This window comes from Pseudomonas sp. G11-1 (genome assembly GCF_024031555.1).
Taxonomy (GTDB): domain Bacteria; phylum Pseudomonadota; class Gammaproteobacteria; order Pseudomonadales; family Pseudomonadaceae; genus Halopseudomonas; species Halopseudomonas bauzanensis.
On sequence record NZ_QEYQ01000003.1, the window covers coordinates 147121 to 172743 of the forward strand.

Here is a 25623-nt window from a genome sequence, read left to right on the forward strand (position 1 = left end):
AACCATCCACTCTGACCTGTAAAACCATTTCCACAAGCAAGCCTCTTATCTTTCCCGCAAGGCTTCGCCCGCATAATTGATGGGCTTCATCAGGTAATCGAACACGGTTTTCTGCCCGGTACGAATATCCACCGTGGCGATCATCCCGGGCACGATGGGAAAGCGGGTGCCAAGCTGGTTCACCAGCGCATCGCCATCGGTGCGAATGAATACCCGGTAGTACACACTGTCCGGCTTGGCCTCGTCACGAATGGTGTCTGGCGAGATCAGGGTCACCTGGCCATCGAGGCCGCCGTACACCGTGTAGTCGTAGGCGGTGATCTTCACCTTGGCCGGCTGGCCGGGATGAATGAAAGCGATGTCGCGGGGCGAAATCCGCGTTTCCACCAGCAACTGATCTCCCAGCGGCACAATTTCCATCAGCCGCCCGTTGGGCGGAATCACACCGCCACGCGTGGTGATTTCTATGTCCTTGACGATGCCTCGCACCGGCGAGCGTATGGTCAGGCGCGTCAGGGAGTCGAAGCGGCCACGCACCACCGACTCCAGCGACTGCGCCTCGGCGCGCGCCTTGGCCAATTCCTCCCGTGCCAGAATCATGTATTCGGAGCGGGTATCTCCCGCCTTGAGTTCCAGTTCGGATATCTGGCGTTTCAGGCGCAGCACTTCCACGTTGCTGGCCGCGCCGATCTCCATCAGGGATTCGGTGATGTTCAATTCCTCACGCACCAGGGCCAGGGACTTGCTCACCCCCGCCAGCGTCTGGCTAAGGCCTTCACGGCGGGTTTGATACAAGCGTTTTTCACTGGCGACCAGAGCGGGGTAATCGTCCAGCTCGGCGGGAAATGTCAGCGGCGTACCGTTGGCTTCCGCCTCCAGGCGCGCCACCGAGGCCAGGGTGGCGCGGTAACGCGAGGCGCTCTCCTCCACGTTCGACTCGGTCTTGGTGAGATCCATCTGGGCCAGGATCTGGTCCGCCTCGACGATGTCGCCTTCACGTACCATCAGGTCAAGCAGAATGCCGCCTTCCAGGGACTGGATGACCTGCTCGCGGGAGATGGGAATCACCCGACCATCACCAGTGGATACTTCCACCACCTCGGCAAAATAGGCCCACAGCAGCAGCGCGGCAATCGCCAGCGACGACAGCCAGGTGATTCGCGCGGCACGACCGATGCTGGCGTCGTCGACATCGTCGTTGTAATAGTTCTGGGTGGTTTTCATGGCTCGCTCCGTGCGATGGTTTCCGGCCGCGCCACGGCGCCTTGTGCCAGCCTGCCCAGAATCTGCTGCTTGGTGCCATCGCGCAGTATCTGGCCGTTGTCGACCACGATGATGCGGTCCACCAGGCTGAGAATGCTCTGGCGGTGGGTCGCCACGATCAGGGTGCGCCCTTCCAGCCAGGGGCCGAGGCGCTGGATGAAGAGTTTCTCGGCAACCTCGTCGAACGACGCCGTGGGTTCATCCAGCAGCAACACGCGTGGCTGGCGCACCAGTAATCGTGCCAGCAGCAGCGTCTGGCGTTGGCCGCCGGACAGCCCCAGCCCGCCTTCCTGAATCATGTGGTCGAGCCCGCCCGGCAGCTTTTTCACCACCTCGCCAGCGCCGCTGATCGCCAGCGCGGACAATAGCTCCTCGTCACTGGCGTCCGGCGCGCCGAGCAACAGGTTGTCGCGCAGGGAGCCGTGGAACAGCCGTGCGTTCTGCCCCATCAGGCTGAGGTCGCGGCGCACATCTGCCGGGTCGATATGGGACAGCCGCACACCATCCACCACAACCTCTCCGGCAGACGGTTCGATCATGCCTGCCAGGGCCTGCAGCAGGGTCGACTTGCCCGCACCGTTGCGTCCCAGGATCGCGATGCGCTCCCCGGCAGCGATATCCAACTGCTCCACGCGCAGGGCCGGCGGCACCCCCTCGCCGTACTGGAACACCGCCTGGCGCAGGGCGAAATTACCGGCGATGACCGGCCGGTGGATACGGCGCTCGGCGCCCGGGTCATCCACCGTCAGCTCCATGATATTGTCGAGGCTGGCCAGTGCCAGCTTCGCCTGCTGCCACTTGCTCAGCACCTGAGTGATCTGCGACATGGGCGCCATCATGCGCGACGCCAGAATCGATGCCGCCACCAGCGAGCCGACTGTGAGATCGCCGACCATCACCAGCGGCGCACCAAACAGCACCACCAAGGCAAACACGCCGTTCTGCAGGCTGTAGGTCCACACCCCCAGGGTGTTGACGAGAAAGCGCAGCCGCAGGTTCACGTCGGCGGTCACCGCGTTGTAATGGTTCCACTGATGCTGGAAACGCTGCTCTGCCTGCAGGCTCTTGATGTCTTCCACCCCCTGGACCGATTCCACCAGCATCGCGCTGCGCAGGGAGGATTCGCGCATCGCCTCACCGGCCAGGCGCCGCAGCGGTTTCTGCATCAGCAGGCCCGGGATGACCATCAGCAGCAATGCGGCCACCGGCACCCACACCAGCGGACCGGCGATGTACCAGAGAATCCCACAGAACAGGAAGAAGAACGGCAGGTCCGCCAGGGCCGTCACCGTGGTTGACGTCATCAATTCCCGCACATGCTCCAGTTCGCGAATCTGGGAAATGAAGGTGCCGGTGGAGCGCGGTCGCTGGCTGTTCTTGATGCGCAGGGCGTGGCCGAAGACCCGGTCGGAAGCGATCAGGTCAGCGCGTTTGCCCACCAGGTCGGTGATGCGCACTCTGGAGCAACGCAACACGAAGTCGAATACCATGGCGACCAGCACACCGCCGAACAGCACGTAGAGCGTAGCCATGGACTCGGCGGGAATGACTCGGTCATAGACCTGGCGGGAAAACAGGATACCGGCCAGGGCCAGGACGTTGGCCATCAGCGACGCCAGCATCACATGCCCGTAGGGCCTGAAGTCGCCCAGAGCGATCGAGCGAAACCAGTGGGGCTGATAGGGTTTGATGTAGTCATCGACCCGCGCGTCAGGCACCGCCCGCGCCGGGCGCAGTACTACCATGGTCCGCCCACGGGCCAGCAATTGCTCGCGCGGCAGCGCACTACGCAGACCCGCATCGCCGCTCAGCAGCACGCTGAGCTGACCGTCGCTGGCAATGGCTTCCACCACCGCCACCTGGCCGTCATCCAGTTCCACAGCCAGCGGCAGGCGCCAGGGCGTCAACTGACTCGCGTCGAATGCGCTCACCCGGCAACTGAGGCCAATCTGGCGCGCCAGTCTGCCGAGCACCTCCGCCAATGGTCGCCCCTCTGACCAGGCGGCCTCCAGGCGAATGTTCTCTTCAGAGCAATCCAGTCGGTAATGACGCGCAACCGCCAGCACGGCATCGATCCAGGGATCGAAAACGGCACGCTGACCGGCAAATGATGATTGTTCGGTCATGACCGTACCTCTGCTATGCGGCTCGATACTCGGTGATTCAGCGCCTCACCGGCGCGGAAGGTTTCCCGCAACCCGCCAACGCTGTAGAGACAGTCGATCTGCAGGCTGCGCAGATCGAACAGGGTATTTTGCTTGTCCACCTGGGTCTGGAAGATTTCCTGCTCGGTGTTGAGGATATCCAGCAGGGAGCGGGTCCCCAGCGACAGGTACTGATGACGGTACAGCTCCTGGGTCTTGACGATGCTGGCGTAGCGCTCATCCTGCAACGCCAGGCTGGTCGTCAGGCTGCGCGAGCGGTCGCGGGCTTCCCGGTAGAAGCGCGACAGCTCCAGCAGCGCCCGGTCCCGGGCTGCGCTGGCGCTTTGCAACGCATGCTCCGCAGCGCGACTGCGGGCGCGCAGGGCGCCGCCCTGAAACAGGTTGCTGGTCAGGTTGAGGCTGACGACCAACTCCTGATCGTCGAGCTGCTGCAACCCCTCGGTGTTGCGGTTCAGGTAATGCTCGAAATCCGCATTCAACGACAGGGTTGGGCGCTGTTCCGCACGTGCCTGACGGATCGCGGCCTCGGCCTCGGCGCGTTCGGCCTCCGCTATCACTACCCGGGGAGCGCTGTCGAAGTTCTCCGGCAGGCGCGGGCAAAGTCCTTCCAGCGGCTGGGGATAGGCTTCGTCCAGGGTCAGCCGCTGGGAGCTGCCGATCAGTTTTTCCAGGGCGCTGTGCCACTGGTCGCGCTGCGCCTGCATCTGCAATTGCACGGCCCGCGCGGCCTCGCGGCGAGACTGGGCCTGCATCTGGTCGGACACTGAGCTGGCGCCCAGCGCCGAACGCTTGGCCGCCAACGCTTCCAGCTCACCAATGGCCTCGATCTGCGCGGTGGCAAGCTCCAGCAGTTCCTCGTAGCGCCGCGCCTCGATGAACGCCTGGGTGGTTTCGCGGATCAGATCTTCTGCCGCCAGCAACACGCCGGCCTCTTCCCGGTCCACTCCGCTCGCAGCCGCTTCCACGGCGCTGGACACCTTGCCAAAATCGTAGAGCATCTGGGACGCGGAAAGGGTCAGGGCTTCTTCGGAGCGCCCCGTGGTGTGGCGGTAGCCAGTATTGATGCCCCCTCTGAGCTGCGGCCAGTAGCCTGCCCGAGCAACCGACACCTGTTCCTGTTGCGCATCGAGACGACTGAGCGACTCGGCAATCGCGGGGTGCTCATTCAGTGCGCTGCGCACGGCATCGGCAAGCCGCAGCGTGCCGGACCTGGCATCGGAGTCCGTCAGATCAAGCCGCTCGAAGGACACGCTGTCCTGCCGGGCTGGGGCATCGCCGGATACGCTCAGCGGCAATGTCAGCGATGCCTGGTCAACACTGTTGGTATTGGTGGTGTGCTGCGCCAGACTCACCGGCGGCACCCTTTCGTCTGGTTGCCGAGCAGTTTCTGCAGACCCCGCGGGTTCGCGGTGTTCGTCGACTGGCTGTGAATTGCTCGGAGCGACTGTTGCAATTCGCGGCTCAACGACCTCGGCTTGCCTGGCAACCGCCACTGACGGCGCCGAGCGCACTATCGGCATGACTGCCACGACTTCCTCATCATGGGTAGTTTCAGTACTGATTGGGGCAGGGGCAGGCGCAGCCTCTGCTTCCGGATCGGCTGCGTCAGCTACCAGGTCCACCAGTGAAACTCTCGGTATTTCTCCCGCAGTACCCTCTGCAGCGGCTTTCTCGACCAAGCCCACCAGGGAGAAGACCCGGCGTTCGCCGGTCTGCCTGACGGACGAGTCAGCCCGCTCATGAGTCGGACTTCGCGTCGTCTGCACCGGAGCAGGTGCAGGTACTTCCGGCGTGCTGACGGCTGTGTCGTCACCCATCAGCCTGGCGAACTCCGCCACCGACAGTGCACGCGACTGCGGGGCCTGCCCCACCTGAATGTCAGTGTCGGCAACGGCGATCGCGCTGCCCGCCGATAACAAGAACCCGACCGTAAATGACCATTTTGCGTGCCACATCCTTATCGCCCCAGCTCTGTTCCCGGCAAGGTTACCGGTAACGACGAATGGCGCCGGGTTTTCACCCGGCGCCATTGCGCCTTCCCTCGATCAAATATCGCGGAATAACGATTACATCACCGACATATTCTGTTGGGACAACAGGTCGTCGAGGCTTGATGGCTCCAACACCAAGGCCAACTCGCCAGGGACATCCAATGCCGCCAGAGCGGTATCTTCCAGGACGTCCTGACCAGCCTCTTCCGCCGACTGGTTATCCGCCACAACCTCTGCGTTTTCTACGTCTTCCTCCTGGGCTTGTTCCGCCAGTACGTCTTCGATCAGCTCATCGACCAGCGTATCCTGCTCCGCCGCGCCTCCCAGCAAGTCGTTGACCAGGTTGTCGTCCACCGCAGTCTCTGCCATCAAGGTTTCAGCATTGGCCGGATCATCTGCGGAGTCGGATACCGGATCCTCGATACTGACATCAGCGTCGCTGAGGATGCTGCCAAGCAGTCCGCCGTCAAGATCAGCAGCCAGACCCTGTTGCTCCGGAAGCGCATTCGCCGCTACTGGCAGGTCGGCTTCGCCCAACACGCCACTCAGCAGACCATCTCCACTGGCACCCGAGTTCAAGAGACCACCCAGCAGGCCGTCCTCGCCAAGGATGCCGTCCAGGATCCCGCCTCCACCAGTACCGCCGCCGAGCAAACCACCCAGCAGACCACCGAGCAGATCGCCTAAACCACCAAGCAGACCGCCCAGCAAACCACCGAGCAAGCCGTCGGGGCCAAGCAGGCCACCCAGCAGGCTGTTCTCTCCGAACAGATTGCCCAGCAGACCCTGGTCGTCACTCACGAGACCGAGCACACCGCCCAGCAGGCCGCCTTCACCGAGCAGCCCCGTCAGCAGACTATCGAGCGTCTCGACCAAGCCCAGCTCTTCCAGCAGGCCGTTCCCGAGCAGACCGCCGTCACCGAGCACGCCACCCAGCAGACCTTCTTCACCGAGTACGCTAGTCAGGAGATCGCCGGCTTGTTCTTCGGACAGATTGCCCAGCAGGCCGCCCAGCAGGCCTCCTTCGCCAAGCAGTCCACCCAGCAGACCGTCAGAGCCGAGCAGGCCATTCAGCAGGTCACCGCCGACCAGTCCACCCAGCAGGTCGCCGCCGAGCAGTCCGTTGTCACCGAGCAAACCATTGAGCAGTCCGCCAACCAGGCCATCTTCACCCAGCAGCCCAGCCAGCAGATCGCCGCCTAGCAGGTCGTCGCCGAGCAGACCACCACCGAGCAGGCCGCTGAGCAGACCGCCAACCAGGCCGTCTTCACCCAACAACCCAGCCAGCAGATCGCCGCCTGGCAGGTCGCCGCCCAGCAGATCACCGCCCAGCACGCTGGTGATCAGTCCGGTAACCAGACCGTTTTCACCCAGCAAGGTGTCGAGCAGACCGCTACCCAGCAGGTCGTTGCCGAGCAGACCAGTGTCGCCTAGCAGGCCATTCAGCAGGCCTGTAACCAGACCCTCTTCACCCACCAACACATTCAGCAGGTCGAGACCGACCAGGTTCTCGCCAGCGAGCAATCCACCCAACAGGTCGCCGCCCAGCAGACCGCTGAGCAGACCTTGCTCGCCCAGTAGCGAATCCAGCAAGCCGCTGCCAAGCAGGTCGTCTCCCAGCAGACCGCCACCGATCAGGCTGTCGAGCAGGTTGCTGACTAGGCCATTGTCGCCGAGCAGGCTACCCAGCAGACCTTCACCGGTCAGTCCGTCCAGCAGACCGTTGCTCAGCAGGCCGTTCAGCAGTCCAACAACCAGACCATCCTCACCCAACAACCCAGCCAACAGGTCACCGTCAAGCAGGCCGTCGCCGAGCGCACCACCGCCGAGCAGGCCGTTGAGCAGGCCGCCAACCAGGCCATCTTCACCCAACAGCCCCGCCAGCAGATCACCGCCAAGCAGGTCGTCGCCGAGCACACCACCGCCGAGCAGGCCGTTGAGAAGTCCGGCAATCAGGCCATCTTCACCCAACAGTCCTGCCAGCAGATCACCGGGCAGCAGATCGCCACCCAGCAGGCTGTCGCCGAGCAGGCCGCTCAGCAGACCGGTCACTACGCCGGTCTCGCCCAGCAGGCCATCCAGGATGCCGTCGCCGCCAAGCAAATCACCGCCGCCCAGCAGGCCATCACCAAGGAGACTGTTCAGCAGCCCGGTCAGCGCACCGTTTTCACCCAGCAGGCTGTCCAGCAGACCGTTGCCGTCCTCCCCGCCCAACAGGCCGCCCAGCAAACCACCATCATCGCCCAGCAGGCCGTTCAGCAGGTTGGTGACCAGGCCCTGTTCGCCCAGCAGGCTGTCCAGCACACCGCTGCCCAGCAGGCCGCCGTTCTCACCGCCCAGCAGACCGCCAAGCAGGTCACCGCCCAGCAAGCCACCGAGCAAGCCGTCTTCGCCGAGCAGACCGGCCAGCAGGCCCTCACCGGTCAAGCCGTTCAGTAGGCCTCCATCTTCCCCGCCAAGCAGGCCGTTGAGCAGGCCGGTGACCAGACCCTGCTCACCCAGCAAGCTGCCAAGCAGGTCGTCCAGCAGTTCGTTTTTCAGCAGGCCATCTTCGCCCAACAGGCCGCCCAGCAGACCGTTTTCACCCACCAGGGTCTCAAGCAAACCGGTAACCAGGCCCTGTTCGCCGAGCAGGCCAGCCAGCAGTTGCTCAGGCAGCAATGTGCCCAGTAGCTCATTGTTGCTCAGCAGTCCATCCAGCAGGCCGCCAACCAGACCGTCGCTGCCCAGCAGGCCATTCAGCAGTTCACCGCCCAGCAGCTCGTCACCGAGCAGGCCGCCGAGCAAGCCTTGCTCACCCAACAGGGCATCGAGCAGACCGGTGACCAGACCTTCCTCGCCGAGCAAGCCAGCCAGCAGGTCTTCACCTACCAAGCCACTGAGCGGACCGCTGTCACCCAGCAGGGTATCCAGCAGGTTGCTCAACAAGCTGTCCTGGCCAAGCAGGCCACCCAGCAGGGCAGTGTCGCCGCCCAGCAAGCCGTCCAGCAGACCACCTTCATCGCCCAGCAAGCCCTTCAACAGGCCGGCCACCAGCCCTTCGCTACCCAGCAGCTCAGACAGCAGCCCTTGGTCTCCAAGCAGGCTTTCCAGGTCCGCGCCACCCAGCAGACTGTCCAGCAACCCACCGACCAGGCCATCTTCGCCGAGCAAGCCGGATAACAGATCGCTATCGGTCAGGCCGCTACCCAGCAGGCCACTGCCCAACACGCCGTCCAGCAGATTGCTGATCACACCGTTGTCACCCAGCAGGCCGGCGAGCGCGTCGCTGCTCAGCAGACCTTCCTGCCCCAGCACTGTATTCAGCAACTCGGACACCAGGCCGTTCTGGCCCAGCAGGAGATCCACCGCCGGGTTATCCACCAGGCCACTGTTGAGCAGGCCATGCAGCAGGTGCGTCACCGCACCGTCCTCGCCCAGCAGCACGTTCAGCGCGCCGTTGGCGCCCAGCAATCCGGACTCGCCGGTCAAACCGGCCAGTGCACCATCGCTCAACAGATCATTCAGCAGATTGGTCACCAGGCCGTCATCGCCAAACAGGGTGCCCAGCAGCTCATCACCCAGCAGACCATCTTCACCGGTCAGGCCGCCGAGCAAGCCGTTTTCGCCCAGCAAGGTGTCCAGCACCTCGCCCAGCACCCCTTCAGAGCCAGTCAGCAGAGCCAGCAAACCGGTCTCGCCCAACAAGTCACCAATAAAGGTGGACTCACCCAGCAGCTGGCCGATCAGGTTGGCATCGCCGCCCAACAGGTTCGACAGCAGCCCACTCATCAACCCCTCATCACCGACCAGGCTGCCCAGCAGTTCGCCCAGTACCGTGCCCTCGGCCAGTACGTCGCCCAGCAGACCACCCTCATCCAGGATGCCACCCAAAATACCGTTTTCGGCCAACAGGGCGCCCAGGGCGCTATTTTCAGCCAGCAGACCGCCGATCAGGCCTTGTTCGGCCAGCAAACCACCGGCCAGGCTGCCTTCGCCCAGCAGATCGTTCAGGAGACCGGCCAGCGCGCCTTCTTCGTCAATCAGACTGTCCAGTACGCCACCCAGGCCCAGACCCGCCAATACACCGCCCAGCAAGCCTTCTTCATTCAGCAGGTTGGCAACGCCGTCGGTGACGAAATCAATCTGGGTGCCCAGCAGGCTTTCCAGCACCGCCAGAGCCAGATCGTCACCACCCAGCAGGTCAGAAACGATCGGTGCCAAAAGGCCGCCCAGTTCGCCTCCCAGGCCAGCCAGCGCGTCATCGAGCACGTCCAGACTGTTCGGATCATCCGGGTCAAACTCGCTACCCAGCAGCGGCGCCAGGGCATCATTGAGACGATCCGTCAGACCCTCGGTAGCATTGATTGCCGGGGCCAGTGCGCCATTGAGCCCGAGGGCATCGTCCAACACCGGCACCAGTGCCGACAGAATCGTATCTGCGGGATCGAGTAGCTCGTTGCCATCGGCATCCGCATCGGCGTCAGCATCCGCGTCAGCGTCGGCGTCAGCGTCGGCGTCAGCGTCGGCGTCAGCGTCCGCATCGGCATCTGCGTCCGCATCTGCATCGGCATCTGCATCTGCATCGGCATCTGCATCTGCATCGGCATCTGCATCTGCATCGGCATCGGCATCTGCATCGGCGTCGGCGTCGGCGTCTGCATCAGCGTCGGCATCGGCGTCTGCATCAGCATCTGCGTCTGCGTCAGCATCGGCATCTGCGTCCGCATCAGCGTCCGCATCAGCGTCTGCGTCGGCGTCTGCGTCGGCGTCTGCGTCGGCGTCGGCGTCGGCGTCCGCATCAGCGTCTGCATCGGCGTCTGCATCAGCATCGGCATCGGCATCTGCGTCCGCATCAGCGTCTGCATCGGCGTCTGCATCAGCATCTGCGTCGGCGTCGGCGTCTGCATCGGCATCAGCATCTGCGTCTGCATCAGCGTCGGCATCCGCGTCAGCATCGGCGTCTGCATCTGCATCGGCATCGGCATCGGCATCGGCATCGGCGTCCGCATCGGCATCTGCGTCTGCATCAGCATCGGCATCTGCGTCCGCATCAGCGTCTGCATCGGCGTCTGCATCAGCATCTGCGTCGGCGTCTGCATCGGCATCGGCATCGGCGTCCGCATCGGCGTCTGCATCAGCATCGGCGTCTGCATCGGCATCGGCATCGGCGTCTGCATCGGCATCACCGTCATCATCCGGCAAGGGAGAGGAGGAAGATGACGAGCGGTTGTGATCGATCAATGCCGCTAACCCGCCTACGCCAAGCAGCCCAAGCAGCAGCCACCCCCAATCCGGCATGCCACCACCAGCGGCAAGCTCGGAAACCTCGGCAAAGGCAAAATCCGCGGTCGACGAGTCGTATTGGCCAAGCCATACAACCCCGTTTTCATCCTCGAGCATCAACTCACTGCGTTCTTCCGCACCGGGCACGCCAAAGAAGTTTTTGAGCAGCACCTTCTCGCCGCTTTTGAGGACGACTTCCAGGTCGTTGCCCACCCTGCTGGATGACGCCAATTGTTCAGGGCCGAAAGGCAGTTTTACGACACCGGCCTTATCGAGCGTTATTTCGCCGCTCACCGGTACGCTGACAATTGAACCGCCGGTTTTTTCAATGATCTCGATTGTGTTGGCTGCCATGCTGAATCACTCCAAAACGAATTTCTAGCTTCTTATTAGCGCTGAATCCATGCATCCAGAACCCTCTGGCGAACAAGGGCGGCATATCGAGCCGCCCTTGCTAACGCGAGGTGCATTTCCTTTCAACGCTGGCCGTAGATCATGATCTGCACACGCCGGTTGGGCTGCAGACACTGCTTGAGGGATGCCGTAATTCTGTTGCCTTGGCACTCGATGAGCGGCTCTCTGGAGCCGCGCCCCTCGGCGGAAATCAGATAACTATTAATCCCTTTGGAAATCAGATGGCTGCGAACCGCCTCTGCGCGGCGCTTCGAAAGTGCATCGTTGTAACTGTCAGAGCCAATGCGATCGGAGTGACCTATTACAACGACGCGCTCGAGCTGCATCTTGTTGGCCACAACATGGGCGGCGAGATCCAGTTCTTTCAGCCCTTCGGAGGAAAGCGTCGCGCTGTCATAGCCAAAAAGCACGTCGCTGAACAAAGTGATCTCTTCCACATCCGGAACGTCCGGTTGGATCAGTTCCTGATAGCGCGAGCTACACTGCGGTCTGCGCCATTCAGTGCTGGCTACCTGGCCCGCAGGATCAAAGGCGACGCCGTACTGGCACACCAGATAATCGCCCTCGGCGTCCAGGGGCAAGTTGATATTGTAGAGCCACCACCGCTGATTGGTTTCGTTGGCTGGATTTCCCAATAGTCCCCTGACGTCACTTTTGCTGCTGCCGGGAACCACCTGAGAGATAGTCTGGGGCGAACTGGGAGCTCCCTGGCGTACATGGCCAGGGCCAAGGTCCTGCACTTTCACCTCGACATCATCAAACTCCGAAAGCGCCAGGGGCTGCCCGCTCTCCCTATCGCTCACGCTCGCACATCCAGTCAGAAGCGCCAGGGCGCACAGGGCTGTTACTCTCATCACGATTCCCATGGGAACTCCATTATCCAAATCCATAGCCAACGGCGACACCTCCGCCCGGCTCCGTGCCAAGTGAAGGGTTCTGTATGCAGCTAGCTTAAGCAGCACCACGAAAGAGTAAATACTGAATTAGTACTAACCGGAAAGGCACTTACTCTTAGCGATAAGCGTTGCAGCTCTCCGGGTAACACGATGACGGTCAATGCAGATTAGTTACTTGGATATATTCATATGGATATACAGCCTAAAGACCTCCAAACTTATTGGATAATCATAAGTAACTATTTCCATCACCACTGCTATGTCCTATAAAGCACAGCAGTATCAGGACGCCATCCTTCAAGAATCTCATGCGCGTAATTCTGCCAATCAGCCCCTTGGCAGCAGGTCAGAATATGAAACAACACACAACAGCAAGGACGAACCAACAGGGCGTCGCAAGTATTGAGTTCGCCTTTATGTTTGTTCTGATATTCATGCTGTTCTATGGAATGGTGGGGTATTTTATTCCCCTGCTGCTGAGTGCCACCTATCACGAACTATCTTCTGAAGCACTACGCCAAGCAATAAACCTGAAATACTCGACTCTGGAGCACGGTGATATTCAGCTTCAAGCAGACCGAGTCATCGAAGATTCATGGCTACCTAGTGCCTGGGCGAGCCCATGTCCTAGCTATGAGGGGTATCTAAAAATACATGGCGACATTTGGAGCGCCTGTATTCGCCACGACAACCCATCTTCAATCCTGCCCTCCATATCGCTGTTCGGCTTGGATCTGCTTCCCTTACCCAAAGAGATTCGTGGAGAAGCGACAGTGCAGCTGCACTGAACACCGCCCCTTACCCACGGCCGGCATTGATGCCAAGGAGCTCGCTCACAATGTTTCATTCCACCATATCGATACCATCCAAAGCTCGCCAGCTAGGCGTATTCAGCGTGCTCACTGCCTTCACGCTGCTGACCCTGCTGCTGTTTCTGGTATTGGTGCTGGATAGTGGCCGTCTGTATATGCAGCAGCGGCAGTTGCAAAAGGTAGCAGACATGGCGGCGCTTGAAGCCATCTCGCGGCTGCCGCTGGGCAACTGCTCCGCAGCGCCGGATGACGCAGATCTCTACGCTAAGGAAAACGCCCGAGACCGCCATAAATTTCTGCAAGAAGCGGACAACGACACGGCGCAGCAAAACCTGACAACAGCGTGCGTTCGGGTGGAGACTGGCGCTGATAATCTGCGTCAAGCGCACGTTGACGAGGCTGGACCCGCAGTTCAGGTTACGGCCAATCACACCGTTCCCAGCAGCCTGGTGCTGCGGCTCAGCAGTTTGTTCAGCGACACCGCCGATACGATCGAGCTACAAGCAGTCGCAGTAGCCGAGCGCGAAACACCAACGGCGTCGTTCAGTGTTGGCGCTCAACTATTGCGACTGGATAACGATCGCTTGGTCGGTCAGTTGTTGAAAGGCGTAGGGCTTAATCCCCAACACCTGACCGTACTGGATTCTGACGGGCTGGCTAATGCTCAAATCACCCCCGCTGGCCTTCTGAAAGCCTTGGGTGTCGAAATCGGCATCCATGAACTCAAAGCCCTCAGCCCGCAGGGGATTCTTGAACTCAAGAAAACCAATATTTCCCTGCTACGTTTGATTGAAGTTATCGAACTATCTGCGGATGTGGTTTCCGATTCAGTACTAGCTGCGGACTTGGACCTGTTACACCAAGGTATTCTGCACAACCCAATACTCCAAGACATCAATTTGCAGCTATTCGGCACCGAAACCGAGCCAGGCTTGCTGCGCTTGGCTTCCAGTCCTGACGGGACCGTTGGTGCCGCGCTGGATACCGCTGTCAACCTGGGTGATCTGCTCGGCGCTGGTCTGCTGATTGGCATGCATGATGCAAACCGAGCACTGACGCTTGATGCCAGCATACTGGGGGCCGCCACTGTAGAACTGGGTATTGTCGAGCCGCCCTCCATCGGGATCGGGCCGGTGGATACCGTCGCCTATAACGCACAGGTGCGGCTATATGTCGGAGTAGATACCAATAACCTGCTTGGCGGCGCGCTGGCATGGCTGACTAATACCATCTTGGGGACACGGATAAACCTGCCAATCTGGATCGACGTCATCTCAGGCCAGGGAACCCTGACAGCTATCAATTGCGAGGGCACTGCGCCTACTGCTGATATCTATGTCGAGTCAGACATTCTCAATGCCTGTGTCGGTAAGGTACCTGAGGACAAGAAATGGTCCACCAGTGCCAGCTGCGAAGTAAACTTGCAGGATGATGAGCTGATTCGATTGTTGCACCTACCTGTACTCAGTGGCAAAACTCATATTCATGGGCTGGAGCATAATCAGGAAATGCCCAGTATGGCTGTAGGGGAAACTCGATCGACCGATTACAACAAGCTTTCTATAGGCAGCACAGTAGATAACCTTGTGACCGGCTTGCTGGATTTGCTCAGCGGCCTGTTTCGCAAGCCGAGCACAGCGAACGGCTCCGATCTGGACTATAACCAGGCGGCCCAAAACAAATTGGTCGAACAGCTAGCGAGACAGTATCTGGATGTTAGCAAGGTTAATGGCTTCTATAATGTGGACAACGTTGCCAAGCTGATTCTGGAAGGTAGTGATGAACGCGACGCGAATGGCAACCAGGTATTGGTGCCCTTGGTAGATGATGACTGGAATATATCGAAAAGCATCCCCAAATCCTGCGTACTTGGCGCCTGCCCCACAAACCTCTGGGTAGATGGCACGTTCAGTCAGGCATTCCACGCCTATACCAGCATCCCATACGGTATTCTGGACATCGTAGGCATCCCCACGTTAGGTAACGGTTATCAGAGCTGCGCTGGGCTGCTCTCATCGCTCTTAAATTGGAACGGGTGTGTTGAGCATAACCTGGCCAAACTGCTGAAGGAAAAACCTGGCGGCATCAACCTGAGCGCTAGCACTGATGGTCAGAGTCTAGCCAATCCCAACAGCAACCAAATCACATGCTCCGGCTTTTTGTGCAGCCTTCTGAAACCGGTACTGGAACTGCTCAAACCGATCCTCAATGGTATCGGCCATTTGCTCAGCGTCGTACTAGCCGACGTACTAGGCTTGGAACTGGGTCGCACCGACGTCACCGTACATACGATCAGCTGCGGCACGCCGCAATTGGTGCGTTGATCATGCGCAATTTACAGCAGGGGACCGAGATCATGTTCTTTCCCACACTGGACCGGCACAGCATTCGAGGCCGCTGCAGATTGCGCAGGCAGCAGCGCGGCGCGGTAGCTATCGAGTTTGCCGTGCTGTTCCTGGTGTTCTTCACCGTGCTGTACGCCATCATCGCTTACAGCGTTCCCTTATTGCTAACGCTGACTTTCAATCAGCTCAGCGCCGACGCAGCAAGGGCTGTGGTCAAGGTGGACCCGGCAATTGGCCCGGCTAGATATGCGCAAGCCGTCAGTAATGTGATTAAGAGTGAGGTCGAGAACAGCTGGCTACCAGAGAATTGGCGCGGCGGTGGGTGTGAGAATCCGCCCGCCAATACCGGGCTGAATTGGGGAAAATTGGAGACTCCGTACGGCTTCCTGGCAACTGAGTCGCTTGGTACTGTAGAGCGCGTACAACTGCACGTTTGCCTGCAACGCGAATATAACAAGGACAATGCGATCATCCCGATATTAACCGTGTTCGGTCTCGATATCCCCAGTCTGCCCCAGGATGAGAGCGGTAATACCACCTTGCGTGGGCGCTCTACCATCCGGCTTTAATTCAGAGGTATGCGCCCCGACCGCGCTCAAGCGCGGCATTAGCGCCACTCAATTGCGCTATCGTCGATCTGGTGCTCGACAATCCAGGTTCAGTTCCGCTTACCAAGTTAGTGCTCGACGTTCCCGGGAGCGATGTGGAAGGGGCGAGGTATCTCGCCCCTCCTCCTTTTCAGCCGTTACCGACGCCCACCCAACGCCAGCGCCAGCAGCGTGCGGTTGTGCATATTGGTAGCTCGCAATACCTGGGAAACATACAGCTTGACGGTGTTTTCCGAGATCCCAAGCTCACAGGAAATCTGATAGTTGGTCAGCCCTTTGCCCAGTAACTCGGCCACCTCGATCTGTCGCGGTGACAGTTTGGAGTAACCTGGCAGCTGGGTAACGGGCAGCAGCTTGGCCGCTGTCACAGGCTCGGTAGCGTCGCTGTTGTTCAAGCCACTCACATCCTGCTGCAGCTCCCGCAGCGAGTGAGTCATTTCCTTCAGCCGCTCACTGATCCCTTCCACCTTCTGTGCCGCAAAACGCCGCTGCACATTTGCCTGCAGATGGCGCACTCCGGCCAGCAGAGCATCCAGATCCAGCGGTTTTTGATAGTAATCGGAGATCCCCGCCCGCATCGCCGCGACGACATCCTCTTTATCCGCATCGCCGGTAAAGAGAATGCTTTCGAATACCCTGTTTTCGGGTGAGGTTTTACGCAGCAGCTTGACGAGATCAATACCGTTAATATCCGGCATCCGATAATCGCTCAGCACGACCCCGATACGCTCGTCCCGACAGAACAGATCAATCGCTTCGGCAGAGCTGTCGCAGCCCACGCAGGAGACCCCAGCGGCTTCAAGATATTCAGATAGCTCCTCAACAATAAAAGGCTCATTGTCGACAATCAGCACTTTATTCAAATCATTCATGTTGCCGTTGGCTCCCCGCCCAAATACCTGCGGTTACAATGCAATCAAAAGCAACCGACCCCTTGATTACGACAAGTTCTTCCCTGCGAACATATGTCGCAGCCCACATCGGCTCCGTCCATGAGGCTGGAGCTAAATCCTAGAACAGCGACCGATACCACAATGGGATTGCGGATGATCATCGATCTTTCTATCTATAGCTTAGCAGCAGTTTTCTGAAAGGCTGGCGCTTTTTTTACCGTTGCCTTCCTTTGATTTTCGATCCATCGAAATGCGGAAATTTTGTCATATTGCTGACAATCTTGCCGGGAAACCCAAGGATCGGATGCCCCCCTTATTCCCGGCAGATGTATTACCACAACGTTTCATCGGCCACCATAATGGCCAATAGCCCTACTGCCCTTGTCCCGGTCCAGCTACAATGGAGCAACTCCAATATGAGGTAAGCATCGAAGCGGATGGCTAGATGATCGAATACAACAACAAGCGCTTTCTCATCGTGGATGATTTCACCGATTTCCGCTCGGCGCTCACCGGCATGCTGCGGCAGATGGGCGTGGCGCATATCGATGCGGCGGTCAATGGTGAGGAGGCGCTGGCGCTGTGCCGCAAGCACACCTATGACGTCATCCTCCATGACTACAACCTCGGCAAGGGAAAGAACGGTCAGCAGGTGCTGGAAGAGCTGCACCATGACAAGCTGCTCAGCCCACATTGCATCTTCATCATTATCTCCGCCGAAAGCAGCCAGGCCATGGTCATGGCGGCGTTGGAGTGCGAACCGGACAGCTATCTGACCAAACCCTTCAACCTGGCCAGCCTGCAGCAGCGGCTGGACAAGTTGATCGCCATGAAGACCGTGCTGCATCCCGTACTGGATGCGCAGATGCGCGCCGATCATATGGCGGTGCTGGAAGCCTGCGCAGCGGTAATAGCAGCGCATCCACGGTACGCTCCGCAATGCCGCCGGCATCAGGTGACGGCGCTGGCCGCCTTGGGCCGACGCCAGGATCAGGAGCGCCTGCTGCAGTCACTGATCAGCGAGCGACCATTGCCCTGGGCGCTGGTAGCACTGGCCGATCTGTTGCGCGAGAGCGGACAATTGGACCAGGCGCTGACGCTGTATCAGGACGGTATCCGTCAGTTCCCGCTGATCCCGGCATTGTATGACGGGCTCGCGGCCACGGAGCTGGCCCGCGGCAATCATGAGGAAGCCCAACAGCACCTGCAGCAAGGGCTGCGCATTTCGCCCAATTCGCTGCAGCGCCAGGAACGCATGGGCCAGATCGCGCAGCGCAACAATGATCATGAGCAAGCCGCACGGGCCTTTCGCCAGGCCGTTGATCTAGGCCGCAGTTCGCTGTTTCGTAATCCCGACAATCATCTGAATCTCGCCTCCAGCCTTACCGCTCAAGCGGGCGACGGAGCGCTCGGCCAACGGGCGGTGGCGGAAATTCGTCAAACCCTGGGCGAGCTGGACAAAACCTGGCGCGACGACCCGGTGCTGTCGGTGCGTTCTCGGCTGATGCAGGCCCGCACCCTGGACAAGAGTGGCCATGCGACCGAAGCGCGCCGGCTGGCAGAGCAGGTGGCGGCTGATGTCGCGCAGTTGGAGAGCTTCTTCGATGCCGAGGTTGCTCTGCAAGTGGCCGGGCAGCTGCGTGATCTGGATCAGGCCGGATCGGCCGATGCGGTGTTGGCGACCTGTGCCGAAATGTACGGCGACGACCCGGAGGTGCTGGCTGACATCGCCCGGCATACCGACAACCCGGACATTCTTGCGGCCGGCTCCCAGGCCCTGGAATGGAACCGCCAGGCCATCCGGCTGTACCAGCAGAAGAACTATGCCGAGGCGCTACAACGGTTCCGCCAGGCGCTGGTGAGCCAGCCGCGCAACATCAGCTTTGCCTTGAACACAGCACAGTCGCTGCTGCGTCTGATTGCCGCCGACCCGAAACCGGAACTGCTCGCCGAGTGTGAGCGCTGCCTGCAGCAGGCGGACGGGATGCCATCCAATGATCATCGCCGCGAGCGTTACCGCAAGCTTCGTGAACGGCTGGAGCAGTTATGAACGACAACGACCAGGAAGGGCTGGATTTTTCCACGGTATTGGCCTCTACCGTCCATGACATGAAGAATTCGCTGACGCTGATGATGCAGAGTTGGGCCCAGTGGATCGAGCGGCTGCCGCCCGAACTGGCACAATCAGGTGAGCGTGGAGTGATCGAATACGAATCCCTGCGACTCAACGGCATGCTCATGCAGATGCTCGGCCTGTATAAACTGCAGCTCAATGCCCTGCCGCTGCGCCCCAACTGGGTGGAGGTGGACGATCTGCTGCAGGCCCAGCTGGCCCGGCACAGCGAGATTCTGCAGGCGCGTCAGATCAGCAGCAGCTACAGTATCGAACATGACGAGTTGTTGCATTTCATGGATGAAGAACTGATCAGTTCAGTGATTGCCAACGTAATCAATAACTCCATCCGCTATACCCGCACGGCCATCCATCTGCACGCCGCGCTGGAAGATGGACAGTTGATGATCCTGGTCAGTGACGACGGCCAGGGTTATCCCGCCGATATGCTGGGCCGCTACAACACCGGCGCCCGCGATGCGGATGTCACCCAGAGCAGCACCGGGCTGGGGCTGTACTTCGGGCAATGTACTGCCCGGCTGCACCAGCGCAATGGCCGCCATGGTTACATCGAGCTGAGCAACGGCGGGCAGCTCGGTGGCGGCGAGTTCCGGCTATATCTGCCCTGAGCAGCCGTCGCACTTATGACCCATCAACACCATGGGTTCTGACGGTTTGCCAGCGACGCAGGACATGCTTAGCTGATGGGCTCGACAATGATAACAACCGCCCACGGAGCCCTCGCGTATGTTCGATCGTCATTACGCCGTCTGGCCTGATCTGGTACCGCACTTTCTCGATCTGCCGGCCACCAGCCTCTATTCCAATCTGAGCATCTCCGCACTGCGCTACCCGCAACACCCCGCCATTATTTATTACGGGTCCACGCTGACCTACGCCGAACTCGAACGCCAGGCCGAAGCATTGGCCGGTTACCTGCAGCACACCGGGGTCAAGGCCGGCGACCGGGTGTTGCTGTACATGCAGAACAGCCCGCAATTCGTGATCGGCTTCTATGCCATCCTGCGGGCCAATGCGGTGGTGGTACCGGTCAATCCGATGAACCGCAAGGCCGAGCTGGAGTACCTGATCGCCGACACCGAGGCGCAGGTTGCCCTGTGCGGCCGCGAACTGCTGGATAACATCGGTGAGCTGCTGGATAGCAGCGGGCTGCGCGAAGTGGTGGTCGGCACCTACGGCGATTATGTGTGCGAACCCACCGATCTGGAGCTGCCCGAGGCAGTGACCCTGTCCGCCGACATGCCCCATCGCGATGGCCTTACCGCCTGGCAGCAGGCCCTGGATGCCGCCTACGAGCCGGGGCCACTGACCGCCGGGCCTGATGACCTGTGCGTGATTCCCTACAGCTCCGGCACCACCGGCAACCCCAAGGGCTGCGCCCATACCCATCACAGCGCCATGGCAACCACGGTCTATCCGTCGGTCTGGGGCAATAGTCAGCATAATGGCGTGCAACTGGTGTCGGTACCCATGTTCCATGTCACCGGCATGCAGGTGTGCATGAATGCCGCCATCTATCTGGGTGCCACCCAGGTGATCATGACCCGCTGGGACCGGCGGACCGCGGCGAAGCTGATCGAGCGCCACGGCATCACCGCTTGGCGCAACATTCCGACCATGGTAGTGGATCTGCTGTCCGATCCGGATATCGACCAGTACGACATCAGCAGCCTGCAGGCCATCGGCGGCGGTGGCGCTGCCATGCCGGCGGCTATTGCCGCCAAGTTGGAAGGCAAGCTGGGGCTGCGGTATTCAGAGGGCTATGGGCTGTCGGAAACCCTCAGCGCCACCCACATGAACCCGCCGCAGGCACCCAAGCCGCAGTGCCTGGGCATTCCGATCATCGGGGTCGATTCCCGGGTGGTCGACGTGGATAGCCTGCAGGAAGTCGGGGTGAGCGAGGTCGGTGAGATCGTATTGCAGGGCGAACAGCTATTCCAGGGCTACTGGCGCCGTCCCGAGGCCACTGCCGAGGCCTTCATCGAGTTGGATGGCAAGCGTTTCTTCCGTACCGGTGACCTGGGTTATTACGACGAAGAGGGTTATTTCTTTCTGGTCGACAGGGTCAAGCGGATGATCAACGCCTCGGGCTACAAGGTCTGGCCGGCGGAAGTGGAATCGCTGTTGTACAGCCATCCGGCGGTGCGGGAAGTCTGCGTGATCTCAGTGCCGGATGAGCGCCGCGGGGAAACGGTCAAGGCGGTGATCGCGCTGGCGGCAGGGCATGCCGATACATCGGGCGATGACATTCTCACCTGGTGTCAGGCCAACATGTCTGCCTACAAATGTCCCAAGCTGATCCAATTCACCGACGCCCTGCCCAAATCACCTACCGGCAAGATCATGTGGCGGGCATTGCAGGAGCAGGAGTGGGCGAAGAGCTGATGGCGTACCGAGCGCCTGGCAACCTCTAGCTCCCTGGGAACGTTGGGTTCCTGGGAACGTCGAGCACCAGCTCGATGAAAGGCCTCGTTGACAGCCCCGCGGACGAGCTGGTGCTCGTCCCTCCCAGGGAGCGATTCGTTGGTGTGTCGAGTTCCATCTCGACACAGCGCGGCCACCGGTACTCCAGATGACCGGGGATGAACCCGGTCATCTGGAGCCGCCATCACCCCTCCACGGCTTCAGTCGGCGATATGCACCAGCTGCTTGCCGAAGTTCTTGCCCTTGAGCATGCCCTTGAACGCCTCCACGGCGTTCTCCAGCCCTTCGGCTACCGTCTCGCGATACTTGAGGTTGCCGCTGGCCACCTGCTCGGCCAACAGGGTGGTGATTTCCTGGTGGCGGTCCTGCCACTCGGTAACCAGGAAGAAACGATGCTCCGGCTTGTTCTCGCCCATGGCGCCGAATACGTGGAACGGCGTCTCGACCTTGCTCGCGTCTTCGGCGTTATACGCTGATACGTAACCGCAAATCGGCACGCGCGAGCCCTTGTTCAGCAGCTTGGCAACCGCTCGGGTGACTTCCCCGCCGACATTCTCGAAGTACACATCAATACCATTCGGGCAGGCCGCCGCCAGATCGCCTTCCAGATTGCCGGCCTTGTAATCGACGCAGGCATCGAAGCCCAACTCCTCGACCACGAAGCGGCACTTCTCTTCACCACCGGCGATACCGACCACCCGGCAGCCGAGCTGCTTGGCGGTCTGGCCAACCACGGTGCCGACCGGCCCGGAGGCAGCCGAAACCACCACGGTTTCCCCGGCCTGGGGTTTGCCGACATAGGTCAGCCCGCAATAGCCGGTCCGGCCCGGCATGCCAGCCACGCCCAGATAAGTCTGCAGTGGCACACCGCGTGGCTCGATCTTGTAGATCATCGGCGCGTCACCAGGCACGATGCAGTATTCCTGCCACCCGGAATAACAGGTAACCAGATCGCCTTCATTGTAGTTGGGCGACTTGGACTCGATTACCCGACCCACACTTTCGCCAACCATGACTTCACCGATACCGACCGGGTCCATATAACCCTTGGAATCGTTCATGCGCGGGCGCATGTAGGGATCCAGGGACAGCCACAGGGTCTTGATCAGGATTTCGCCGTCGCGCAGTTCGCGTACCGGCGCTTCGGCCAGGACCAGATCGCCATCCTGGATTTCCCCCTGGGGGCGCCGCTCAAGAATTATTTTTCGATTGATAAGGGCAGACATGCTCAAGGCCTCCGAGCTGTGATGGGATGGGGCACCAGCCCCGGTTCTGCCCGAGCATAAACCACCGGGCACGCTGAACGGGTCGTTATTCATGGGAATGATTGCACGCCAGTATCCGCCATCATGCGCCAGCAGGTCATCATTCTCTCTAAAACCGTTCAGTGCGCCGGCGACTATCACAGCCCCTCTTGCAGGTACTGATCCTTCAACCGCACATAGTTGGCCGCAGTGTAGGGAAAGAACTCGCGCTCCTTGTCGCTCAGCGGACGCACTTCCTTCGCCGGGCTGCCCATGTACAGATAGCCGCTGCGCAGGGTCTTGTTGGCGGGTACCAGACTACCGGCGCCGAGGATTACTTCATCCTCGATCACGGCACCATCCATGACGATACTGCCCATGCCGATCAGAATGCGGCTGCCGATCCGGCAACCATGCAGCAGCACCTTGTGGCCGATGGTTACATCGTCACCGATGATCAGCGGATAGCCATCCGGGTTGAATGGCCCGGCGTGGGTGATGTGCAATACGCTGCCGTCCTGCACGCTGGTGCGTGCACCGATGCGGATGCGATGCATGTCGCCGCGAATCACCGTGGCCGGCCACACCGAACAATCATCACCCAGCTCCACATCACCCAGCACCACCGCGCTGCTGTCCACGAATACGCGCTCACCCAGAAGCGGCGTCTTGCCGGCAAATTGGCGTATATTCATCACTTACCCCTTGAATTGACTGGCTGTCGCCATCATCTAATTAGGCATTACAGCCGATTTCATTGGCTGCCAATGGCCTGCTGGTTTGATTACCGTGGCGCCATTGTACGAACCCACGCTATTCAGGAAACCCCGCCATGTCCAATCCGCTGCTGCAATCCTATGACCTGCCCCCATTCAGTTCGATCCAGCCGAGCCACGTCAAGCCAGCCATCGAGCAGGTCATTGCGGATAGTCGCGCCCAACTGGCGGAGCTGCTGGACAACCCGCCGGCACAATGGAGCTGGAGCACCCTGGTCGAGCCGCTGGATGAAATGGGCGAGCGTCTGTCCCGCGCCTGGTCACCGGTCAGCCACCTGAACGCGGTGATGAACAGCCCCAAGCTGCGCGATGCCTACAACAGCTGCCTGCCACTGCTCAGTCAGTTTTCTACCGAAATGGGTCAGAACCAGGCGCTGTACGCCGCCTACCGCCAGCTGGCCGACAGCACCGGTTTTGCTGAACTGGAGCCGGCACAGCAGACCATTATCGAGCATGCTCTGCGCGACTTCCGGCTGTCCGGTATCGCCCTGCCGCCCGAGCAACAGCAGCGCTACGGCGAACTGCAGATGCGCCTGTCGGAGCTGCAGAGCCGCTTCTCCAACCAGCTGATGGATGCTACCCAGGCGTGGACCAAGCACATTACCGACGCCGCACAGCTGGACGGCCTGCCCGAATCGGCTCTGGCCCAGGCACGGCAGGCGGCCGCCGCCCGCGAACTGGACGGCTGGCTGATCACCCTGGAATTCCCCAGCTACTACGCGGTGATGACCTACGCCAATGACCGCGCCCTGCGCGAAGAGGTCTATACCGCTTATTGCACCCGCGCCTCGGACCAGGGCCCGAACGCCGGCGAGCATGACAACGGCCCGCTGATTACCGAGATTCTGCAGCTGCGTCAGGAGCTGGCCAGCCTGCTCGGCTATGCCAATTACGCCGAGCTGTCCCTGGCGACCAAGATGGCCGACAACACCGATCAGGTGCTGGGCTTTCTGCGCGACCTCGGCCAGCGCAGCCGCGCCTTTGCCGAGGCCGACCTGCAGGCGTTGAAGGACTTTGCCGTGAGCAAGGGCTGCGCCGAACTGCAGAGCTGGGATACTGGCTACTACGCCGAGCAATTACGCCAGCATCGCTACGCTATCTCCCAGGAAGAGTTACGTCCCTGGTTCCCGGTAGATCGGGTCCTGCAAGGCATGTTCGGCGTGGTGGGACGACTGTACGGCATCGAGTTGCGTGAAGTCGCCGACTTCGAGCGCTGGCACGCCGATGCGCGGTTGTTCGAGGTGCTGGAAAACGGCGAAGTCATCGGCCGCTTCTTCCTCGACCTGTATGCCCGCACCCACAAGCGCGGCGGCGCCTGGATGGACGGCGCCCGTGACCGCCGGCGCCTGCCGGGCGGCGAATTGCAGCGGCCGATCGCCTATCTGGTGTGCAACTTCACTCCGCCAGTCGCTACTGCGGCCGCGGGCGACCAGCCAGCATTGCTGACCCATGATGAAGTCACCACTTTGTTCCACGAGTTTGGTCACGGCCTGCATCACCTGCTGACCCGCGTCGACTACCCTGCCGCCTCGGGGATCAACGGCGTGGCCTGGGACGCCGTCGAGTTGCCCAGCCAGTTCATGGAAAATTGGTGCTGGGAGCCGGAAGGCCTGGCATTGATCTCCGGGCACCACGAAACCGGCGAGCCGCTGCCGCAGGACCTGCTGGACAAGATGCTGGCTGCCCGCAACTTCCAGTCCGGGCTGGGCATGTTGCGCCAGATCGAGTTCTCGCTGTTCGACTTCGAACTCCACGCCCAGGGCGATAATGGCCGCGGTGCGCGGGAAGTACTGGAAGCGGTGCGCAAGGAGATCTCGGTCATGCGACCGCCGGCGTTCAACCGTTTCGAGAATGGCTTCGCGCATATCTTCGCCGGGGGCTATGCCGCCGGTTACTATAGCTACAAGTGGGCCGAAGTGCTGTCAGCCGATGCTTTCTCCCGCTTCGAGGAAGAAGGCATCTTCAATGCCGAGACCGGCAAGGCCTTCCGCGACAATATCCTGGCCCGGGGTGGCAGCCGCGAACCCATGGAGTTGTTCGTCGCCTTCCGCGGCCGCGAGCCATCCGTAGACGCCCTGCTGCGCCACAGTGGCCTGACTGGAGAACAAGCAGCATGAACAATCAATCGGAACCGGTAAAACGCTTCATTGCCGGGGCGGTTTGCCCGGCATGCAGCCAGATGGATACCATCCGCATGTTTCAGGTGGACGAGGTACCCCATCGCGAATGCGTGGCCTGCGGCTACGCCGATACTCTGGATGAACGGGGCAACTCGGTTCCCAGCGAACTTCCTACCCGCGTGACCATCCAGCCATCGAGCAAGCCATCACCCACTTCGCACGTGGCGCAGTTCTATCCGAATCCGAAATTGAAGAAGAAGGACTGAAAGGAAC

16 protein-coding genes are annotated in these 25623 nt (G+C 60.6%); 8 read left to right on the plus strand and 8 right to left on the minus strand.

The genetic code is table 11. The features are described 5' to 3' along the window. Nucleotides 1-45: 45 nt before the first annotated feature. The 5 genes from DHB74_RS10960 to DHB74_RS10980 all read right to left on the minus strand — a co-directional run bounded on the left by DHB74_RS10960 (nt 46) and on the right by DHB74_RS10980 (nt 11964). Nucleotides 46-1224: an HlyD family type I secretion periplasmic adaptor subunit gene (locus tag DHB74_RS10960; RefSeq protein ID WP_499161459.1), complete on the minus strand. Its 1179-nt coding sequence runs from the start codon at nt 1222-1224 to the stop codon at nt 46-48. Further along, nucleotides 1221-3389, minus strand: coding sequence for a type I secretion system permease/ATPase (locus DHB74_RS10965; RefSeq protein WP_036991500.1), 2169 nt, complete (start codon nt 3387-3389; stop codon nt 1221-1223). The genes DHB74_RS10960 and DHB74_RS10965 overlap by 4 nt, the downstream gene beginning before the upstream one ends. Beyond that, on the minus strand, nt 3386-5383 hold the full coding sequence (locus tag DHB74_RS10970; RefSeq protein WP_499161460.1) for a TolC family outer membrane protein: 1998 nt from the start codon (nt 5381-5383) through the stop codon (nt 3386-3388). Before DHB74_RS10970 ends, DHB74_RS10965 begins: the two co-directional genes overlap by 4 nt. Before the next feature lie 111 nt (nt 5384-5494). Beyond that, nucleotides 5495-11038, minus strand: a complete 5544-nt coding sequence (locus tag DHB74_RS10975) for a BapA/Bap/LapF family prefix-like domain-containing protein (protein WP_499161461.1) — start codon at nt 11036-11038, stop codon at nt 5495-5497. A 122-nt stretch (nt 11039-11160) separates the two neighbouring features. Further along, a complete protein-coding gene (locus DHB74_RS10980) occupies nt 11161-11964 on the minus strand; it encodes an OmpA family protein (RefSeq protein WP_499161462.1) in 804 nt (267 codons plus the stop codon). A 338-nt stretch (nt 11965-12302) separates the two neighbouring features. On the opposite strand from DHB74_RS10980, the gene DHB74_RS10985 reads away from it, so the two are divergent. From DHB74_RS10985 to DHB74_RS10995, 3 genes are read left to right on the plus strand one after another with little or no spacing between them, the layout of a single operon-like run. After that, the gene (locus DHB74_RS10985) at nt 12303-12782 is read left to right on the plus strand and encodes a TadE/TadG family type IV pilus assembly protein (protein ID WP_051611189.1); all 480 of its coding nucleotides are present in this window, start codon (nt 12303-12305) and stop codon (nt 12780-12782) included. A gap of 50 nt (nt 12783-12832) precedes the next feature. Next, complete coding sequence (locus DHB74_RS10990) at nt 12833-15130, plus strand: pilus assembly protein TadG-related protein (protein WP_051611191.1); 2298 nt, start codon at nt 12833-12835, stop codon at nt 15128-15130. A 2-nt stretch (nt 15131-15132) separates the two neighbouring features. Further along, nucleotides 15133-15720, plus strand: coding sequence for a TadE/TadG family type IV pilus assembly protein (locus DHB74_RS10995; RefSeq protein ID WP_499161463.1), 588 nt, complete (start codon nt 15133-15135; stop codon nt 15718-15720). Nucleotides 15721-15896: 176 nt separating this feature from the next. On the opposite strand, the gene DHB74_RS11000 is transcribed toward DHB74_RS10995, so the two are convergent. Then, nucleotides 15897-16631 (minus strand): response regulator, encoded by a 735-nt coding sequence (locus DHB74_RS11000; protein WP_499161464.1) that lies wholly within the window; start codon nt 16629-16631, stop codon nt 15897-15899. Between the two features lie 466 nt (nt 16632-17097). On the opposite strand from DHB74_RS11000, the gene DHB74_RS11005 reads away from it, so the two are divergent. The 3 genes from DHB74_RS11005 (at nt 17098) to DHB74_RS11015 (ending at nt 21171) form a co-directional block, all read left to right on the plus strand. Beyond that, nucleotides 17098-18702 (plus strand): response regulator, encoded by a 1605-nt coding sequence (locus tag DHB74_RS11005; RefSeq protein ID WP_499161465.1) that lies wholly within the window; start codon nt 17098-17100, stop codon nt 18700-18702. Continuing rightward, entirely contained in the window at nt 18699-19394 is a 696-nt protein-coding gene (locus DHB74_RS11010; RefSeq protein WP_499161466.1) for a sensor histidine kinase, read from the plus strand. The genes DHB74_RS11005 and DHB74_RS11010 overlap by 4 nt, the downstream gene beginning before the upstream one ends. Before the next feature lie 118 nt (nt 19395-19512). After that, nucleotides 19513-21171, plus strand: a complete 1659-nt coding sequence (locus DHB74_RS11015) for a long-chain-fatty-acid--CoA ligase (protein ID WP_036991507.1) — start codon at nt 19513-19515, stop codon at nt 21169-21171. A gap of 239 nt (nt 21172-21410) precedes the next feature. Here the strand turns inward: DHB74_RS11015 and DHB74_RS11020 are convergent, their stop codons facing one another. Both DHB74_RS11020 and DHB74_RS11025 read right to left on the minus strand, forming a co-directional pair. After that, nucleotides 21411-22436 (minus strand): NADP-dependent oxidoreductase, encoded by a 1026-nt coding sequence (locus DHB74_RS11020; RefSeq protein ID WP_074779281.1) that lies wholly within the window; start codon nt 22434-22436, stop codon nt 21411-21413. Between the two features lie 176 nt (nt 22437-22612). Further along, nucleotides 22613-23149 (minus strand): gamma carbonic anhydrase family protein, encoded by a 537-nt coding sequence (locus DHB74_RS11025; RefSeq protein WP_136868532.1) that lies wholly within the window; start codon nt 23147-23149, stop codon nt 22613-22615. Nucleotides 23150-23286: 137 nt separating this feature from the next. On the opposite strand from DHB74_RS11025, the gene prlC reads away from it, so the two are divergent. Together prlC and DHB74_RS11035 are read left to right on the plus strand one after the other, a co-directional pair. Beyond that, entirely contained in the window at nt 23287-25347 is a 2061-nt protein-coding gene (prlC, locus tag DHB74_RS11030) for an oligopeptidase A (RefSeq protein WP_499161467.1), read from the plus strand. After that, nucleotides 25344-25616, plus strand: coding sequence for a YheV family putative zinc ribbon protein (locus DHB74_RS11035; protein WP_036991511.1), 273 nt, complete (start codon nt 25344-25346; stop codon nt 25614-25616). Before prlC ends, DHB74_RS11035 begins: the two co-directional genes overlap by 4 nt. Nucleotides 25617-25623: the final 7 nt, after the last annotated feature.

Bases quoted from the DNA above. Each gene is read 5' to 3' on its own strand.
- prlC (WP_499161467.1), top strand. From the start codon at position 23,287: ATGTCCAATCCGCTGCTGCAATCCTATGACCTGCCCCCATTCAGTTCG.
- DHB74_RS11020 (WP_074779281.1), bottom strand. From the start codon at position 22,436: ATGTCTGCCCTTATCAATCGAAAAATAATTCTTGAGCGGCGCCCCCAG.
- DHB74_RS11005 (WP_499161465.1), top strand. From the start codon at position 17,098: ATGATCGAATACAACAACAAGCGCTTTCTCATCGTGGATGATTTCACC.
- DHB74_RS10990 (WP_051611191.1), top strand. From the start codon at position 12,833: ATGTTTCATTCCACCATATCGATACCATCCAAAGCTCGCCAGCTAGGC.
- DHB74_RS11015 (WP_036991507.1), top strand. From the start codon at position 19,513: ATGTTCGATCGTCATTACGCCGTCTGGCCTGATCTGGTACCGCACTTT.
- DHB74_RS10960 (WP_499161459.1), bottom strand. From the start codon at position 1,224: ATGAAAACCACCCAGAACTATTACAACGACGATGTCGACGACGCCAGC.
- DHB74_RS10965 (WP_036991500.1), bottom strand. From the start codon at position 3,389: ATGACCGAACAATCATCATTTGCCGGTCAGCGTGCCGTTTTCGATCCC.
- DHB74_RS10980 (WP_499161462.1), bottom strand. From the start codon at position 11,964: ATGGGAATCGTGATGAGAGTAACAGCCCTGTGCGCCCTGGCGCTTCTG.
- DHB74_RS10975 (WP_499161461.1), bottom strand. From the start codon at position 11,038: ATGGCAGCCAACACAATCGAGATCATTGAAAAAACCGGCGGTTCAATT.
- DHB74_RS11000 (WP_499161464.1), bottom strand. From the start codon at position 16,631: ATGAATGATTTGAATAAAGTGCTGATTGTCGACAATGAGCCTTTTATT.
- DHB74_RS10995 (WP_499161463.1), top strand. From the start codon at position 15,133: ATGCGCAATTTACAGCAGGGGACCGAGATCATGTTCTTTCCCACACTG.
- DHB74_RS11010 (WP_499161466.1), top strand. From the start codon at position 18,699: ATGAACGACAACGACCAGGAAGGGCTGGATTTTTCCACGGTATTGGCC.
- DHB74_RS10970 (WP_499161460.1), bottom strand. From the start codon at position 5,383: ATGTGGCACGCAAAATGGTCATTTACGGTCGGGTTCTTGTTATCGGCG.
- DHB74_RS11025 (WP_136868532.1), bottom strand. From the start codon at position 23,149: ATGAATATACGCCAATTTGCCGGCAAGACGCCGCTTCTGGGTGAGCGC.
- DHB74_RS10985 (WP_051611189.1), top strand. From the start codon at position 12,303: ATGCGCGTAATTCTGCCAATCAGCCCCTTGGCAGCAGGTCAGAATATG.
- DHB74_RS11035 (WP_036991511.1), top strand. From the start codon at position 25,344: ATGAACAATCAATCGGAACCGGTAAAACGCTTCATTGCCGGGGCGGTT.